This is a genomic window from Mesorhizobium sp. M0136, from assembly GCF_040322515.1.
In the GTDB taxonomy this organism is placed as follows: Bacteria; Pseudomonadota; Alphaproteobacteria; order Rhizobiales; family Rhizobiaceae; genus Mesorhizobium.
In genome coordinates this window covers 1-16657 of record NZ_JAMYTP010000019.1, presented here as the reverse complement: position 1 = coordinate 16657, position 16657 = coordinate 1, and the positions used below count along the sequence as shown (strand labels likewise).

The following is a 16657-nucleotide window of genomic DNA, read 5'->3' as shown; positions in this document are numbered from 1 at the left end:
ATCGTTCCGACACCGCAGGTTCATGCGGCTGCGCTAGCGAGGGTTAACAGACCTTCAATTGCGATTGGACTGGAGCCTGCACCATGTCAGCTACGCTCGAAATCCGCGGCGTCACCCGCCGGTTCGGCAAGAACACCGCCGTCAGCAATGTCGATATCGCGATCCCGCACGGTCAGATGGTCGGCATCATCGGCCGTTCCGGCGCCGGCAAATCGACGCTTCTGCGCATGATCAACCGCCTCATCGATCCCAGCCAGGGATCCATCCTGTTCGACGGCGTCGAGGTTTCCGGGTTGCGCGGCTCGCCGCTCCGGCGTTGGCAGCGCGACTGCGCCATGATCTTCCAGCAGTTCAATCTGGTGCCGCGCCTGGACGTGCTGACCAATGTGCTGCTCGGCCGGCTCAACCACCGCTCGACGCTGTCCAACCTCTTCGGCATGTTCTCGCGCAGTGAATGCGCCGAGGCTGTTGCCGCCCTTGAGCGTCTCGACATCGCCCGCACCGTACTGCAGCCCGCCGGCACGCTTTCCGGCGGCCAGCAGCAGCGCGTTGCTATTGCGCGTGCCATGATGCAGCAGCCGAAGGTGCTGTTGGCGGACGAGCCGATCGCCTCGCTCGATCCGCTCAACGCCAAGGTGGTGATGGACTCGCTGCAGGACATCAATTTGCGCGAAGGCATCACCGTCATCACAAATCTGCATACGCTTGATACGGCCCGCAACTATTGCAGCCGTATCATCGGCATGGCCGCCGGCAAGGTTGTCTTCGACGGCCCGCCCGAAGACCTCAACCGCGAGGCCGTGCGCATGGTCTACGGCGCCGACAGCAATGGCGGCGAAATCTCCGAGGCCATCACCTCGACCAGCGTCGCCATCAAACAGAAAATCGCTGCATCCGCCGGACCGCTCGAGCCCGTATTCCCTGGCTACTGAGAACGGCCTGATCGCCCGCCCGCGTCAAAGGCACTCGTCAAAAGTTCGAACGCTCCGGCGCGAAGCCGGAACCAACAGGAGAGAGATAATGTTCAGGAAGATGGTTTTTGGCGCGGTTTCATTGCTCGCCATCGCAACAAGTGCCGCTCACGCCCAGGATATCAAGGAATTTCGCATCGGCATCCTTGGTGGTGAAAATGAAGCGGACCGGCTGCGCAACTTTCAGTGCCTCGCCGATCACCTGAAGTCCGAATTCGGCTTCGAGAAGGTCTCGCTGTTCCCGGCCGCCGACTATGACGGGGTGATCCAGGGCCTGCTCGGCGGCACCCTCGATTTCGCCGAGCTTGGCGCGTCAGGCTATGCCAGCGTCTACCTCAAGGATCCGAACGCCGTGACCCCGATCCTCGCCACCCAGCAGACCGACGGCGCGACCGGCTATTATTCGATCGGCCTGGCGCTGAAGTCGTCCGGCATCACCGACATCAAGTCGGCAAAGGGCAAGAAGCTCGGCTATGCCGACCCGGATTCGACCTCCGGTTATCTGATCCCGCTGACCCAGATCCCGAAGGACACCGGCGCCTCGAACGAAACCTTCTTCGCCTCGACCCAGTTCAATGGCGGCCACGAGAACAACCTCCTCGCCGTTCGCGACGGCAAGGTCGATGTTGCGGTTGACGACTCCTCGGGCATTGGCGACTTCAAGAACGGCTACACCTCCGGCACCTTCCACAAGGAAGTCGCCAAGGGCGCCGTCGACCCCAACGATTTCGTCGAAGTCTGGCGCTCCGGCTTGATCCCGAACGGCCCGCTGGTCGTGCGCACCGCACTCGGCGGCGATATGAGCGCCAAGCTCGCCAACTTCTTCACCAGCCTGCCGGCCAAGGACAAGCCTTGCTTCGAGGCCATCGAAGGCGGCGACTTCACCGGCTACGTTCCGGTGAAGCCCGACTTCTACAGCGTCATCGTCGAAGCCCGCAAAGCCGCGATCGGCGGCTGAATACAATTGAAAAGGGCGGCGTTTCCCGCGCCGCCCTTTTTGCATGCCGATCATGACCATGTCAGCCACAATTCGTTCAGACGCGATCCGGCAGACGGCAGAGGCCTGGCGACGCCAGACATCCTTACGCCGGTTCTACACGGCGCTCGGCATCGGTTTGCTGCTTGTCGCCATATGCACAGCCATGTGGTTCGCCGACGAGGCCAATGCCGGACATTTCTTCGATCGGCTGCCGCATATACTGGATTTCCTTAGCTGGCTTGTTCCCAAAGACTGGAACGACGTCTGGCGGGCGCTGTTCGACATCGCATCGCCGCACGACAAGGGCAGCCAGGAGTTCAACTTCCCGCTTGGCCGCGTCTATCTCTGGGGCGGTTTTTACCTACCCGAATATTTCGAGCTGATGCTCACCACGCTCAACGTGGCGCTGGTTTCCACTTTCATCGGCTTCGTCTTTGCGGTGCCGTTCTCGTTCATCGCCGCGCGCAATTTGACACCCAGTCCGGTGCTCAGGCTCGTCGTCAAGCGCTTCATGGAACTGCTTCGCGCCTTCCCCGAGATCGTCATTGCCGGCCTGTTCGCAGCCATCCTCTCGACTGGCCCGGTCGCGGCCATCATCGCCATCGGCCTGCATTCGATCGGCGCCCTCGGCAAGCTCTTCTATGAGATCAACGAAAACACCGACATGCGCGCCGAAGAAGGCCTGCGCGCGGTCGGCGCCAACTGGTTCGAGCGCGTGCGCTTCGCCGGCCTGCCGCAGGTGCTGCCCAATTTCATGTCCTATGCGCTGCTCAGGATCGAGATCAATGTCCGTATCTCGACCATCATCGGCGCGGTCGGCGGAGGCGGCATCGGCGAGGAGCTGAAGCTCTCCATCTCACGCGGCTTTGGCGCCAAGACGCTGGCACTGGTGCTGCTGTTGTTCACCACCATCTTCCTCGTCGACCAGTTCTCCGCCTGGCTTCGCCGCAAGCTCGTCGGCGAGCAGGCCTTCATGATGGGCGCCTGACCATGATCCCAAAAAGTGGATTCCGGTTTTTGGAAAAGATTATGGCAAATCAACAAGAAGACTGCCCATGGCCGCGATGACCGCCGATGAGATGCAGGCGATAGAGGAGCGCTTTCCCCAAGTAGTCCGACGGCCCTTGTACAAACGCTTCGGCCCGCTGGTGCTGTTCGCCGGCATCCTGCTCTACCTCGTCTATGCCTTGTGGTTCTTCAGCCTGCCGCAAGTGCTGAGGCAATCGCACTGGGAGCGCCTGCCGCTCTTCCTGACGCAATGGATCAGCTACGATCTGCAGCCGGAATTCCGTCTCGATCAGCCTCAGATCACCCCCAAATACCCGCGTTTTTCTGCACTTGGCGAAGACCCGCATCCCGACTGGGTCATCGCCAATGCCAACGGCTCCTACACCGTTCTGATCGACGGCCGAGCCAAATCCGTCACCTTCGACAAGGCCGAGGCAACGCTTGTCGCCAATGGCCAGGCGGTGCCGGTGTCGTTGACCAGCGGCAAGCCGGTGATAACCGGCCCGGTGCCGGACTGGATCACCGCGCATGACGATGAAATCGTCGCCCGGATGGGCTTTGCCGGCGAGGTTCGCATAACCGTCGATCGCGTCAAGGTCCGCAAGCGCTTCCTCGGCTGGGCGAATTTCGTCTTCGACACACGCTCGCCCTTCTTCGGCAAGTCGCCCGGCGAGGTGGTCTCGTTGCTGATGTCCGGACCCCAGCTCAAGCCGGGCACATCAAACATTGCGCTGGCCGCCGACAATATCTGGAACAACGCCCAGTGGCAGCATGGCGACGTCTGGACGAAGCTGTTTCAGACCATCGTCATGGCATTTCTCGGCACCTTGCTCGGCGGCATCGTTGCCTTCCCGCTCGCCTTTTTCGCGGCCCGCAACATCACCCCGAGCGGCCTGCTCAGCCAGGTGCTCAAGCGGTTCTTCGATTTCATGCGTTCGGTCGACATGCTGATCTGGGCGCTGTTCTTCACCCGCGCCTTCGGCCCGGGCCCGCTGGCCGGCAGCGCCGCGATCTTCTTCACCGAGATCGGCACGCTCGGCAAAGTCTATTCGGAAGGCCTCGAGAACATCGACGACAAGCCGCGCGAGGGCATCCAGTCGACCGGCGCCAACGGCTTGCTGGTGCAGCGTTATGGCGTGCTGCCGGAAGTGATCCCGGTCTTCATCAGCCAGACACTCTATCAGTGGGAATCCAACACCAGGGGCGCGACGATCATCGGCGCCGTCGGTGCCGGTGGCATCGGCCTGAAGCTTTGGGAGGCGATGCGCACCAACTCCAACTGGGCCAATGTCTTCTACATGGTGCTCTTGGTCCTGCTCGTCGTTTTCATCTTCGACAACATTTCCAATTTCCTGCGCCGCCGGCTGAGCAGGACGATCCACGACTACAACAGGATACAGGCCGAGCAGGGGTGACGGGTGCGGCATCGGGCTGGCCGATCGCTATGCAGCTTTCCTCCACCCGTTCTTAATGTGCCTGTAGCCGTCGCGGTAGACAGCTTCCGGGCCTTCGGAAAAGTCGCGCCACACCTTGGTGGCCGCGGCCAAATCCTTCAGCGAACGCCCGAACGCCTCGATCGTCAGCCAGTCGTCGTAGCCGCTCTTGCGGATGGCGGAGAAAGTCTCCTTCCAGGGAATATGGCCACGGCCCGGCACCCCGCGATCGTTCTCCGAAATGTGGATATGGACGATGTTCTTGCGGTTGCGCGTATAGGCGCCGATCGGGTCGGCTTCTTCGATGTTGGCATGGAAGGTGTCGTACATCGCCTTGATGTGCGGCCGGTCGATCGCGTCGATATGCTCCGACAAATCGTCCATCGTGTTGAGCAGGTAGCATTCGAAGCGGTTGAGCGCCTCCAACCCGATGGTGACGCTCTTGTTGCCGGCATAGTCGCCAATGGCGCGTTGCGAAGCGATCGAACGTTTTTTCTCGGCCGCTGTCGGCCCGCTGCCGGAGAAGGCCCCGAGTGTCGAATGGAGCGGGCCGCTCAAGGTGTTCGCGCCAAGCGCCTGAGCGCAGTCGATCGCCGATTTCATGTAGTCGATACCGGCCTTGCGCGTCGAGGCATCCGGCGAGATCAGGTTCATCGCCGGATCGCCCATCGCCGAGACGGCGGTGCGTTGCAGCCCGATACGGTCGAGCATCTCGCCGAGTTTCCTGTAGTTGTCCGGCGTGCCGGAGAAGACCGGTATTTCGACGCCGTCGAAGCCGGTCGCCTTGATGTCCTTCAACAACGGCTCGTGTTTTTTCGAGACACTCGTCGTCCACAACAACATGCACATGCCGATTTTCATCGACGCCCCTCCCTTCATTCGCTCGATCGCCGGAGGGGTGGTGAGATTCAGATCAGGCCGAGCCGAAAATGGTGGGCTCCGAGAACCGGAGCGGAGCGTGCTTTTGGTACATGAGCACCGGAAGCGCAGGAAACTGCCATTTGCAGGCCGGTCTCACCTGACTATCACCACCACCCTTCAGAGCTTCGTCCACGCCCCATTCTTCTTCGACGACTTCACGCAGGCCTCGATGAAGGCCATGCCCTCGACGCCGTCCTGCACGGTCGGGAAGACGACATCCTTGGCCGGCTTCCCGCCCTTCCGGCGCGCTGCACGAATAGCCCGCGCGGCTTCCTGATAGATGTTGGCGAAACCTTCGAGATAGCCTTCCGGATGCCCTGGCGGAACGCGGCTGACGCGCCCGGCGACGGGGAGCGCGCCGGCGCCATTACGGGTGATCAACTGCTTCGGCTGGCCGAACGGCGTGTACCAGAGATAGTTCGGGTCGGCCTGCACCCATTCGAGGCCGCCCTTCGAGCCGTAGATGCGCAATTTCAACCCGTTCTCGTGGCCGGGCGCCACCTGGCTTGCCCAGATCATTCCCTTGGCCGGGTGCGACCCGCCGACCGGCTTGAAGCGCAGCAGCACATTGATGTTGTCGTCGAGCAGCCTCCCCGGCACGAAGGCATCGAGATCGGCCGACAACGAATCGAGCTCCAGCCCGGAGACGAAACGGGCAAGGTTGTAGGCATGCGTGCCGATATCGCCCAGTGCACCGCCGGCACCCGCCTGCTTCGGGTCAGAGCGCCACGCAGCCTGCTTCTGGCCGGTGGCGGCCAGGTCTTCGGTCAGCCAGTCCTGCGGATATTCCGACTGCACGATGCGGATATCGCCGAGCTGTCCCTTGGCGACCATCTCGCGTGCCTGCCGCACCATCGGATAGGCGGTGTAGTTATGCGTCAGCACGAACACCTTGCCGGTCCTTTCGACCAGCGCCGCCAGCCTCTTTGCCTCGGCTAGCGTCGTCGCCAGTGGCTTGTCGCAGATGACGTGGATGCCGGCCTCGAGAAAAGCTTTGGCGGCCGGCACGTGCACATTGTTCGGCGTGACGATGGCCACCACTTCGATGCCATCCGGCCGCTTGGCCTCCGCCTTGGCCATCTCGGCATAGGAGCCGTAGCTGCGTGCCGGATCGAGCCCAAGCTCGGCCGCCGAGGCCTTGGCGCGCTCCGGATTCGACGAGAGGGCGCCGGCAACCAGCACGAACTCGTTATCCATGCGTGCCGCGATGCGGTGCACCGCGCCGATAAAGGCGCCTTGTCCGCCGCCAACCATGCCGTAGCGGATCGGACCGCCTCCCGTTTCCGTCTTCGATGCGCCAACCACGATTTTCTCCCTCGTCATTGAAATACCCCTCCCCTTGAGAGGAAGGTGGCCCGCAGGGCCGGGTGGGGTCGGTTCATGCCGAGTCCTACGCCCAGCGACCCCACCCCGATCCGCTGCGCGGATCGACCCTCCCCTCGAGGGGAGGGAATATCTGTGCTAGATCCCCATCATGCCGCGCAGCACCTTTTTATCGGTCGTGCCGCCGGCGAAGTCGTCGAATGCTTTTTCCGTCACCCTGATGATGTGGTGCTGGATGAAGGGAGCGCCTTCGGCCGCACCATCCTCCGGGTGCTTGAGGCAGCATTCCCATTCCAGCACCGCCCATGAATCGTAATTGTATTGGGTGAGCTTGGAGAAGATGCCGCCGAAATCCACCTGCCCGTCGCCGAGCGAGCGGAAACGCCCGGCACGGTTGGTCCAGCTCTGGTAACCGGAATAGACGCCTTGCCGCCCGGTCGGATTGAATTCGGCATCCTTGACGTGGAACGCCTTGATCCGCTCGTGGTAGATGTCGATAAAGTCGAGATAATCGAGCTGCTGCAGCAGGAAGTGCGACGGGTCATAGTTGATGTTGCAGCGCTTGTGGCCGCCGACCGAATCGAGGAACATCTCGAATGTCGCGCCGTCGAACACGTCCTCGCCTGGATGAATTTCGTAGCCGACATCGACGCCGTTTTCGTCATAAACGTCGAGGATCGGCGTCCAGCGTTTGCCGAGTTCGGCAAATGCCTCCTCGATCAATCCCGCCGGCCGCTGCGGCCAGGGGTAGAGGTATGGGAAGGCCAACGCTCCGCAAAACGACACCGACGCCTTAAGCCCGAGATTCTTCGACGCCTTGGCGGCGAACTTCATCTGTTCGACCGCCCATTGTTGCCTGGCTTTTGGATTGTTGTGCACCGCAGCCGGCGCGAAGCCGTCGAACTGCGCGTCATAGGCGGGATGCACCGCCACCAATTGCCCCTGCAGATGCGTCGACAGTTCGGTGATCTCGACGCCGGCATCGGCGCAGATGCCCTTCACCTCGTCGCAATAGGCCTTGGAGGAGGCTGCCTTCTCGAGATCGAACAATCGGGCGTCCCATGTCGGGATCTGCACGCCCTTGTAGCCCAGACCAGCCGCCCATTTGGTGATCGAGGCCAGCGAATTGAACGGCGCGGCGTCGCCCGCAAACTGCGCCAGGAACAGACCAGGCCCCTTCATCGTCGTCGGCATCGGCATCTCCCTATGTTTCACGACCAAGCATAGCGCCGATTGAAAACAGGGCCAGCGTCTTTGGTCTCTTTGCACAGCGCGCTCAGCGCGACTATTCTGGTATTACCAAATGCCGAAATCTGGTCAAGCTATTTGACGCGCTGCCGCAGTCCTGCAACCATGCCGAGTTAAGCCACATGTTTAAGTATAATCAATAGCATAGACAGGAGCCAACGCTTGATGGCAGCACTTCTTGCCGTCCAGATGAAATTACTGTAGACCTCCCATCAAGCCCAATTGGTCGAACCAGTTTGCAAAAAAATGCTGGGGCGCCTTGGGGAGGAATCATGCGGCGGCTTCGGCAGAGTGCGCCGCAGGCAAACTGGTACAGGCGATTCTGGGAAGGATAGACCATGCATCTTTCGACGCACAATTGGATGCGGGCGGAGCCGCTGGAAACGACGCTCAAGCGCATCAAGAAATTCGGCTATGAGTCGATCGAGATTTCGGGCGAACCCGAACAGTACAAGCCCAAGGAGACGCGCGCACTGTTGAACGAGTACGGCATTCGCTGCTGGGGAGCGGTGACGCTGATGCTGGGCGAGCGCAATCTCGCCGCCAAGGACCAGGGCCAACGCGAGCGCTCGGTGCAGTACGTCAAGGACGTGCTGACCATGGTCAGCGAGCTCGACGGCGAGATTATCACGCTGGTTCCCGCCACTGTCGGCAAGGTCGTGCCGGACGGCACCGAGGAAGAGGAATGGAAATGGGTGGTCGACGCCACCCGGGAATGCTTCACCCACGCCAAGAAAGTCGGCGTCAAGATCGCGGTTGAGCCGCTCAACCGCTTCGAGACTTATCTGTTCAACCGCGGCGCCCAGGCACTGGCCCTGGCCGATGCGGTCAGCCCCGAATGCGGCGTCTGCCTCGACGCCTACCACATCCACATGGAAGAATTTAACGTCTACGACGCGATCCGGCAGGTCGGCAAGCGCCTCTACGACTTCCATGTCGCCGACAACAACCGCTTCGCCGCCGGCCTCGGGCAGATCGACTGGCCGAAAATCGTCGGCACGCTGAAGGAGATCGGCTATGACGGCGCGCTGACCAATGAATTCGTCGCCCCCGTCGACCGCACGCCGGCTGCTCCCTATCCCGACATGGTCGAACGCAACCCCGTCGACATCTCGCCGGAGCAGCTGAAGTTCATTCAGGACCACGGCTCCAGCGTGCTCACGGAGAAATTCTACACCGACCAGATGCGCATCAACGCGGAAACGCTGCTGCCGCTGATCAAGTAGCCGAGCCGTTTGGAAAGAGCCCTTCCGCCTCACCGCGGCGGGGCCGAGGATGAACATGCGCATCAAAACGGTCCAAGCCTGGTGGGTCCGCATACCGATCGAAGTCGCGAAGCAGCACCGCAGCGACTTCGGTCAGGTAGCGACGTTCGACGCCGCTATCCTGCGCATCGAAACCGACGACGGGCTGGTCGGCTGGGGCGAAGGCAAGAATGCCGCCGGCAGCGCCGGCAGTTACAGTGCTCTCGTTCATTTGCTGAACTACGAGGTCGGCCCGCAGCTGGTCGGCCGCGACCCGGCCGACATCGGCGTCATCTGGGAGATGCTCTATAATGGCACGCGCCACGACAGTGCCGCTCGCGCCGGCCATGCCATGCCGCAACTGGCACGACGGGGCATGAGCATCGCTGCCATCAGCGCCGTCGACATCGCATTGTGGGACATTCTCGGCAAATCGCTCGGCGTTCCGGTCTGGCGGCTGCTCGGCGGCCGCAAGCTGGACCGCATGCCGGCCTATGCTTCCGGCGGCTGGGCCACCGCGGAAGCCATCGGCGACCAGCTGCAGTCCTACATCGCCAAGGGCGGCTTCAAGGCGCTGAAGATGCGCGTCGGCGCGATGGACGGCGCCCCACATATCTCGGCCGCTCGCGTCCGCGCCGCAAGACAGGCGCTCGGTCCCGATATCGACCTGATGGTAGACGCGCACGGCACTTACACGGTGGCCGAAGCCAAGCGCTTCATCCATCTCGCCGGCGACCTCGATCTCGCCTGGTTCGAGGAGCCGGTGATCGCCGACGACAAGCCCGGCATGGCCGAGGTGCGCGCCTGCGGTTCGATCCCGATCGCCACCGGCGAAAGCGAGGCGACACGCTATGCCTTCCGCGACCTCGCCGTGCTCAAATCCGCCGATATCTTCCAGCCGGATCCGGCCTTTTGCGGTGGCATCAGCGAGGCGATGAAGATCGGCACCATCGCCAGCGCCTTCAATCTGCGCTTTGCGCCGCATCTTTGGGCCGGCGCGCCCTGCTTCTTTGCCGGGCTGCATGTCTGCGCCGCTTCGCCGGCGAGCTTCACCGTCGAATATTCGCTCGGCGCCAACCCGATGATCCACGATCTGATCGAAGAGACTGTCGAAGCAAAGGACGGTATGGTAGCGATCCCTGATAGACCCGGGCTGGGATTCACCATTTCGGAGCGGTTCCTGGAGGCGCACGCGCAGCACGGCTGACATGAAAGAAAAGAACCTTCTCGCGGAACTCGCCGCCTATCTGTTCTCCCATTCCGACAAGGAGACGGGCCGCACGCCGTCGGAGCGCGAACTGGCAGAGCATTTCAGCGTCAGCCGCGGACAGATCCGCGAGGCGCTGGCCATTCTCGAGGCGATGCGCATCGTCGAGCGACGGGCGAAATCCGGCATCTACATCGATACGAAGCAGGCGAGCGTCGAGGCGATGGCGCTGTTCGCCCGCGCGGGCCTGCCGCTCGATCCCGTCCAGATCTACGAGACGGTCGAGTTGCGCAAGATCCACGAGATCAAGGCCGCCGAACTGGCCTGTTCACGCGCCACCGAGGAGAATTTCGAGCGGCTGCGCGAGATCCTGAAGGCCTCCGAGGATCGCATCGCCGCCGGTAAAGGCCTTGCCCGGGAAGACCGCGAGTTCCACCTCGAGATCGTGCGGGCGACCAAGAACAGCGTCTTCCACAATATCTGCAGCGTCTACTACATGATGGGTGAGCTGCGCCTGCCGATCTATTTCAACGATCCCGAACGCAGCGTGCGCTCCCATGCCGAGCATATCCAGATCTACGAGGCGCTGCTGCGCCGCGACGGCAATCTCGCCCAGGCGCTGATGAGCGCCCATCTGCAAGGCGCCGAAAGCTACTGGAAGGGGCTGATCGAGGGGCGTGGGGCGGAACCGCAAAGCCCAGCGCTCGAAAAGGCCTGAAATGCCCAAGATCCTGTCGACACACAGACTGCACCCCCGTGCCTCTTCCATGTTGACAGGGGCCGGCGAACTCGTCGTTGCTTCCGCCCTCGATGCGCATACGCTTGCCGCCGAGGCAAGGGACGCCGATGTCATCATCGTTCGCGCTCCCTTGCCTGCGTCGCTTTTCGAAGGAGCGAGGAGGCTCAGGGCCGCGATCCGCCACGGCGCCGGGCTGGACATGGTACCTATGGAAGCGGCCAATGCGGCCGGCGTGCTGGTGGCGAACGTACCGGGGGTGAACGCGCGATCCGTCGCCGAATACGTGATGTTCGCGGCGCTGGCGCTGCTTAGGCGCTTTCGTGTGTTGGACCGCGACCTGCGTGCGAAGGGCTGGCTGGCCGGCCGCGAACACACGGTGGTGGCCAGCGAGCTAGCGGGCAAGACGATCGGCATTGTCGGCCTCGGCGCGATCGGCCAGGCGGTTGGCCACATCGCGGCACATGGGTTCGATCTGAATGTGGTGGCGACGACGCGCAGCATGCGGCCGGCGCCGGACAGGGTCGGCTTCCTGTCGATCGATGCGCTGATCGAACAGAGCGACATCATCGTTCTGTGCTGCCCGCTGACGCCCGAAACACGGGGGCTGATCAGCCGCGAGCGCATTGACCGGATGAAGCCGGATGCGCTGCTGATCAATGTTTCGCGCGGGCCGGTGATCGACGACGACGCGCTGATCGAGGCCTTGCAGAAGGGCCGCATCGGCGGCGCCGCACTCGATGTTTTTGCAACACAACCGCTGCCGCCCAACCATCCCTATTTCGGCTTCGACAACGTCATCGTCACCCCGCACATGGCTGGGATCACCGAGCAGTCGATGATGCGCATGGGCGTCGGCGCGGCTGGCGAAGCCCTGCTGGTGCTGGCCAACAGATTACCGGTCAATCTGCGCAACCCGGAAGTGGTCGAGCACTACCGGCGGCGGTTCCCTGTCGATCTCTGAGCGCCTCAATTTTCCCGAACTCGCCGGCGATGGTGCCGGCATGGTAACGTCACAAAATTCCTGCTGACCGCTGGCTTCTGCGTGGCGACGGCGCAAGTCTTCGCCAACGGACAGGGCAGCTACGTGTTCTGCGACAACGGCTTGCGCTGCGTGGCGGCACCCTGTCCATCGAACAGCGCACTCGATCTCGCTGGTAAGCTCATCAAAGGCGTTTCAATCGACATCGATCGCCTGCCGCAGCAAGACAAAGCCCTCGATCTTTCGGACAAGCTCTATGCCGGCGAGGTCGTTGTTGTCGGATCGATCGAGAACCGCACCCGGACCTTCAACGGCAAGCGGTACACCCTGCCTTGACTGGTTGCCACCAGCATCGAACGCGCCGCCAAGGACAGCGAACGCGGCCACTGCTCGTCGCGCTGACACGCGCTGTCGGATCAATTTGCAAGCAGCGCCTCCACGCCGGCTGCGATGCGCAGCAGGTGGTGGTCATGACCATTGCGCGCCACCAGCATCAGCCCGGCCGGGCGGGCCTTTCCCGGCATGGGCAGCGAGATTGCTGACAGATCGAACTGGTTGGCGACCTGCGTGTTGCGCAGCAGAAGACCCTCGATCCTGTTGCAGAGGGCCTCGTCGCCGGTCATCGAGACGACCGTCGGCGCCGTTACCGGCGTGGTCGGCAGCGCCAGCACGTCTACCCCTGCCAGCCGCTCATCCATTGCGGCGGCCAGCGCCGCGCGGCGGCGCATTGCCCTGATATAGATCGTAGCCGGAATGGCGGCGGCGCGCGACAATGGTCCGCTTACCCGCGGGTCGACCGGCGTCGCCGCTCCCGTCGCCAGCCAGTCGGCATGGATCTCCGCCCCTTCCATCGCCGCGATCGAGGCGCGCTTGGTTGCCGCGCGCAGCTCGGCAAGCAGGTCGTCGATCGACAGTTCCGCAAGCCGTGCGCCGCTAAGCTCCATCTTGCGAAGACACCAGTCGAACGTCGTCGCGACCTCTTCCTGCGTATCATCGAACAGCACGCCGCGCGCAATGCCGATGCGCAGGCCGTCCAGTGGAAGCGGCAACAGTGCCGCCAGGTCTTCGCCCGACATCACTGCATCGGCCGCCGCACATTCGGCGACGGTGCGGGCCAGCGGACCGATCGAGTCCAGTGTGGCCGACAGCGGAAACGCACCCGCGAGCGGCACGCGCCGTGCGGTCGGCTTGAAACCGACGACGCCATTCAGCGATGCCGGAATGCGCACCGAACCACCCGTATCGGAACCGATGGAGATTTGGCTGGTGCCTTCGCCGACCGAAACGGCGGCGCCTGAGGACGAGCCGCCCGGAATACGGGTGGCATCGCTTGCATTGCCGGGGGTGCCGTAATGTGGATTGACGCCGATCGCGGTGAAGGCGAACTCGGTCATGTTGGTCTTGCCGAGGATGACTGCACCGGCCTGACGCAGCCGTCGCACGACAATGGCATCCCGCAGCGCCGGCGCTGCGGTGGCGAGCAGCAGAGAGCCCGCCGTGGTCGGCTCGCCAGCGACATCGAACAGATCCTTGATCGAGACGATCGCCCCATCGAGCGGCCCGAGCGTGACGCCGGCTTTTCGCCGCGCATCGGCGGCGTCGGCCGCCGCCCGTGCGGCTTCCGGGTAGAGCTTTACGAAAACGCTTTCATCGTCGACGCGAACGGCGAGACGCGAAAGAATTGCTTCGAGGCTATCACGGGCTGATTGCATTTTCGGTGTCGGACTCCGCACGCTTGGAACGTCCTAAGATAGCAGCCCCAACTGCCGCAGGAGACATAGCCCGGCACGGTCGGATTTGCACCTGTCGAACCGAAGGAGGAAGGCCCGATGCTCTACCAAGGCAGTTGCCACTGCGGCAAGGTCGCGTTCGAGGTCGAAGGCGAGCTGACCGGAGCCGTACGGTGCAATTGCTCGATCTGCTCGCGCAAGGGTGCACTGCTATGGGCAGTGCCGCATGGAAGCATGCGGGTGCTTGCCTGGGGCGATGATCTCGGCCGCTACAGCTTCGGCAACCATGTCATCGCGCACCGCTTCTGCCGCAGCTGCGGCATTCACCCCTTCGCCGAGGATGTCGGCGAAGGGAGCGGGCGAAGTGCCTATATCAATATTCATTGTATTGAGGCGTTGAACGTCGACGCCGTGCCGGTCTTCGACTTCGACGGCCGTTCCGTTTAGGCCTTGGGATCGTCGATCGGCTTGGGGCCAAGGAAGAACGCCGCCAGTGCCGCAAGCAACGTCGCAGCCGCGCAATAGGCGAAGGCGCTGGCAACGCCGGTATTGTCGACCAGCAGGCCGCCGAACACGGCGCCCAACGCGATGGCGACCTGGAACGTCATGACCATCAGCCCGCCGGCGCTTTCCGCCTGATCGGGGGCGGCTCGCACGAGCCAGGTCTGCAGCCCGACCGGCACCGCGCCGAAGGCAAAGCCCCAGCTGGCCACTGCTATTGCAGCCACGACGGGTGAGCCTCCGACCACCAGCAGCAGGAGCGCTGAAGACGCGATCAGCAGAGGCGCCAGAGTGACGGCTGCCTTGAGGCTGCGCTCGGCAATGAAGCCGCCGGCAAAATTGCCGAAGAAACCACCAATGCCGTAGGCGAGCAGCACAAGCGAGATCGTCTCGATGTCCAGTGCGGGCACCTTCTCGAGAAACGGGCGGACATAGGTGAAGCCGGCAAAGTGTCCCGAGGCGACCAGCAACACCACCAGCAGCGCTACTCTGATCATCGGCCGCTTCATCACCTCCAGCAGCGTGCGAAAACCTGCTGTACCTGCCGGCGGCAGTCGCGGGATGGTAGCCACCTGTACCAGAAGCGCCAGCGCGCCGACCACGGCGGCGATCATGAAGGCCGTCCGCCATCCCCAGATGTCGCCGACATAGGCGCCGACCGGAGCAGCGCAGACCGTCGCCACCGAAACGCCGGTGAGGATGATCGACATGGCGCGCGGCATCAGCCGCATTGGGACAAGCCGCATCGCCATGGCCGCCGACATCGACCAGAAGCCGCCGAGACTGATCCCGAGCATGATGCGGGCGATCAGAAGAACAGGAAGCGACGACGCAAACGCGGCCACCAGGTTTGATAGCACAAGCAGCACCGTCAGCGCCAACATGACCAGCCTGCGGTCCAGCCGCTTGGTGACAATAGCCATGGTCGGCGCCGCAATCGCGCCAATGACGGCCGTTGCCGTTACCGCCTGCCCGGCGGCGCCTTCGGTGATGCCGAGATCCTGCGCAAGCGGCGTCAGCAGGCTGGCCGGCAGAAATTCTGCGGTCACCAGGCCGAAGACTCCGAGCGCCAGGGAAACCACCGCCCCCCATGCGGGCTCGGATCGTTCGCCAGTTTCCGATGGATCGAGAACGGCGTCCATGACGCCTGTCGCGGGTTCGGTCATGAGGGATCTCCGGTCTGTTGCAGCGCAGCATTTGGCTGCAATGCAACATAAGGAGTGACTAGCTGGAGTTTCCATGCTAGAAACACCATTATGTTTGACCGTTCGTCCAAAATCCCCGTAACCGGCGATCCGCTGACGGACATATTGCGCGGATTGCGCCTCGAAGGCGTCGATTACGGCCGTTGCGAGATGAAGGAGCCTTGGGGCATCCATTTTCCGGCTCAGGCGGCGGCACGGTTTCATTTCATCGGCCGCAAAGGCTGCTGGTTGCTGCAGCCGTCCGGCGAATGGGTCGAGCTCAAGGCGGGCGACGCTGCCTTGTTGCCGCGCGGCTCAGCTCACACGCTGGCGAGCGAGCCGGGTATCGAGGCGGCGCCGATCCACGGCTATGAGGTCGAGGAAATCTGCAAGAATGTCTATTGCATGTCGAATGACGGCGTGCCCGGCTGCCGTCCGGGGACCTTGCTGTTTTTCGGCAGCATGTATTTTAATCTCGATGGCTTGCACCCCTTGCTCGGCATGATGCCGGATGTGATGCGCGCACATGAGTTGGAAGCCTATGAACCAGGTATCCCACATTTGCTGGAAGCGATGGCCCGCGAGGTGACGATGGAGCGCGTCGGCTCCGGCGGTATCCTGGCGCGGCTGGCCGATGTGCTTGCCGCGACCGTCATCCGCTCATGGGTCGAGCGCGGCTGCGGCGACTCTTCCGGATGGATCGCGGCGGTCAGGGATCGCGAGATCGGCCGGGTGCTGGCCGCGATCCACCTGGAACCGAACCGTGACTGGACGGTGGACGCTCTGGCGAAGATGATGGGTGCCTCGCGATCGGGTTTCGCCGATCGCTTCGCCACCATTGTCGGCGAAACACCGGCAAAGTACGTCACGCAGGTGCGGATGCACCAGGCGCGGCAATGGCTGGTCCGCGACCGGCTCAAGATTTCCGTCGTCGCGGCGCGCCTCGGCTACGAATCCGACGCCTCCTTCAGCCGCGCCTTCAAACGGGTCATCGGATCGCCGCCCAGCCATTTCCGGGCCGAGGAACAGGCGGAGATCCGCTAATGCATGTCGCGCAAAAGTGTGCAGCGGTTTTGCGATAACGACGTGCATCAAAACAAGAATCTAAAGTATCCGTTTTGATCAAGGGGTTTGAGGGGCCCATTTTCGCTGCGCCTTGAGGAGAGCGTTTGCGAGGATGATGAGCTTTC

General features: G+C 62.8%; 16 protein-coding genes. 11 read left to right on the top strand and 5 right to left on the bottom strand.

The features are described from left to right. Positions 1 to 83: 83 nt before the first annotated feature. The 4 genes from phnC (at position 84) to phnE (NKJ35_RS21845) (ending at position 4373) form a co-directional block, all read left to right on the top strand. Positions 84 to 932: a phosphonate ABC transporter ATP-binding protein gene (gene phnC, locus NKJ35_RS21860; RefSeq protein WP_352476350.1), complete on the top strand. Its 849-nt coding sequence runs from the start codon at positions 84 to 86 to the stop codon at positions 930 to 932. Between the two features lie 88 nt (positions 933 to 1020). Then, positions 1021 to 1929: a phosphonate ABC transporter substrate-binding protein gene (gene phnD / locus NKJ35_RS21855; RefSeq protein ID WP_352649503.1), complete on the top strand. Its 909-nt coding sequence runs from the start codon at positions 1021 to 1023 to the stop codon at positions 1927 to 1929. Between the two features lie 52 nt (positions 1930 to 1981). Continuing rightward, a complete protein-coding gene (gene phnE, locus NKJ35_RS21850; RefSeq protein WP_352649502.1) occupies positions 1982 to 2938 on the top strand; it encodes a phosphonate ABC transporter, permease protein PhnE in 957 nt (318 codons plus the stop codon). 67 nt (positions 2939 to 3005) lie between these two features. Continuing rightward, positions 3006 to 4373, top strand: coding sequence for a phosphonate ABC transporter, permease protein PhnE (gene phnE, locus NKJ35_RS21845; RefSeq protein ID WP_352649501.1), 1368 nt, complete (start codon positions 3006 to 3008; stop codon positions 4371 to 4373). 27 nt (positions 4374 to 4400) lie between these two features. Here the strand turns inward: phnE (NKJ35_RS21845) and NKJ35_RS21840 are convergent, their stop codons facing one another. The 3 genes from NKJ35_RS21840 to NKJ35_RS21830 form a co-directional block, all read right to left on the bottom strand. After that, complete coding sequence (locus NKJ35_RS21840; protein ID WP_352649500.1) at positions 4401 to 5252, bottom strand: sugar phosphate isomerase/epimerase family protein; 852 nt, start codon at positions 5250 to 5252, stop codon at positions 4401 to 4403. A 177-nt stretch (positions 5253 to 5429) separates the two neighbouring features. Next, positions 5430 to 6635, bottom strand: a complete 1206-nt coding sequence (locus NKJ35_RS21835) for a Gfo/Idh/MocA family protein (RefSeq protein ID WP_352649499.1) — start codon at positions 6633 to 6635, stop codon at positions 5430 to 5432. A 138-nt stretch (positions 6636 to 6773) separates the two neighbouring features. Beyond that, positions 6774 to 7829 (bottom strand): sugar phosphate isomerase/epimerase family protein, encoded by a 1056-nt coding sequence (locus NKJ35_RS21830; protein WP_352649498.1) that lies wholly within the window; start codon positions 7827 to 7829, stop codon positions 6774 to 6776. A gap of 392 nt (positions 7830 to 8221) precedes the next feature. Here NKJ35_RS21830 and NKJ35_RS21825 point away from each other — a divergent pair, with 392 nt between their 5' ends. The 5 genes from NKJ35_RS21825 (at position 8222) to NKJ35_RS21805 (ending at position 12388) form a co-directional block, all read left to right on the top strand. Next, the gene (locus tag NKJ35_RS21825) at positions 8222 to 9109 is read left to right on the top strand and encodes a sugar phosphate isomerase/epimerase family protein (protein WP_023675190.1); all 888 of its coding nucleotides are present in this window, start codon (positions 8222 to 8224) and stop codon (positions 9107 to 9109) included. Positions 9110 to 9164: 55 nt separating this feature from the next. Further along, positions 9165 to 10334, top strand: a complete 1170-nt coding sequence (locus tag NKJ35_RS21820) for a mandelate racemase/muconate lactonizing enzyme family protein (protein ID WP_352649497.1) — start codon at positions 9165 to 9167, stop codon at positions 10332 to 10334. A 1-nt stretch (position 10335) separates the two neighbouring features. Further along, positions 10336 to 11052 carry a FadR/GntR family transcriptional regulator gene (locus NKJ35_RS21815; protein ID WP_352649496.1) on the top strand — a complete coding sequence of 239 codons (717 nt, stop codon included), beginning with the start codon at positions 10336 to 10338 and terminating at the stop codon, positions 11050 to 11052. 1 nt (position 11053) lies between these two features. Beyond that, the gene (locus NKJ35_RS21810) at positions 11054 to 12034 is read left to right on the top strand and encodes a hydroxyacid dehydrogenase (RefSeq protein WP_254816742.1); all 981 of its coding nucleotides are present in this window, start codon (positions 11054 to 11056) and stop codon (positions 12032 to 12034) included. Positions 12035 to 12115: 81 nt separating this feature from the next. Continuing rightward, positions 12116 to 12388 carry a hypothetical protein gene (locus NKJ35_RS21805; RefSeq protein ID WP_352649495.1) on the top strand — a complete coding sequence of 91 codons (273 nt, stop codon included), beginning with the start codon at positions 12116 to 12118 and terminating at the stop codon, positions 12386 to 12388. Between the two features lie 80 nt (positions 12389 to 12468). Here NKJ35_RS21805 and NKJ35_RS21800 read toward each other — a convergent pair whose 3' ends face one another. Next, positions 12469 to 13764 carry an amidase gene (locus NKJ35_RS21800; RefSeq protein WP_352649494.1) on the bottom strand — a complete coding sequence of 432 codons (1296 nt, stop codon included), beginning with the start codon at positions 13762 to 13764 and terminating at the stop codon, positions 12469 to 12471. 117 nt (positions 13765 to 13881) lie between these two features. Between NKJ35_RS21800 and NKJ35_RS21795 the strand changes: the two genes are divergently transcribed. Next, entirely contained in the window at positions 13882 to 14229 is a 348-nt protein-coding gene (locus tag NKJ35_RS21795; RefSeq protein ID WP_352649493.1) for a GFA family protein, read from the top strand. Here NKJ35_RS21795 and NKJ35_RS21790 read toward each other — a convergent pair. After that, positions 14226 to 15449, bottom strand: a complete 1224-nt coding sequence (locus NKJ35_RS21790) for an MFS transporter (protein ID WP_352649492.1) — start codon at positions 15447 to 15449, stop codon at positions 14226 to 14228. The genes NKJ35_RS21795 and NKJ35_RS21790 overlap by 4 nt on opposite strands. 90 nt (positions 15450 to 15539) lie before the next feature. On the opposite strand from NKJ35_RS21790, the gene NKJ35_RS21785 reads away from it, so the two are divergent. After that, positions 15540 to 16511: an AraC family transcriptional regulator gene (locus tag NKJ35_RS21785; RefSeq protein WP_352649491.1), complete on the top strand. Its 972-nt coding sequence runs from the start codon at positions 15540 to 15542 to the stop codon at positions 16509 to 16511. Positions 16512 to 16657 lie beyond the last annotated feature (146 nt).